A 389-nucleotide genomic window follows, 5' to 3' on the forward strand; every position below is an offset into this window, starting at 1 on the left:
ATCGAGTTGTTGGTCGAGCGGTTGCGGTGGGTGTTGGTGGAGTTGAGTGCTGATCCGGGGCGGCGGTTGTCGTCGGTGGATCTGTTGGATGCTGCTGAGCACGCTCGCCTGGCCGAGGTCGGTAACCGGGTGGTGTTGGAGGAGCCGGAGTCGTCGGCGGTGTCGATTCCCGCGGCGTTTGCGGCGCAGGTGGCGCGCACCCCGGGTGCGGTGGCGCTGACATGCGATGGCCGGTCGATGACGTATCGCGAGCTCGATGAGGCCGCTGATCGGTTGGCGCATGTGCTGGTTGGTCATGGTGCGGGTCCGGGCGAGTCGGTGGCGTTGCTGTTTTCCCGGTCGGCTGAGGCGATCGTGTCGATTGCGGCGGTGCTCAAGACCGGGGCGGC

At 67.1% G+C, this 389-nt stretch carries 1 protein-coding gene; it reads left to right on the forward strand.

The window, feature by feature from the left end; genetic code table 11:
* On the forward strand, positions 1-389 hold a 389-nt coding region (locus AC5Y4T_RS26180), incomplete at both ends, for an AMP-binding protein (protein WP_499950962.1).

The organism is Mycobacterium sp. NGS11, from assembly GCF_059813315.1.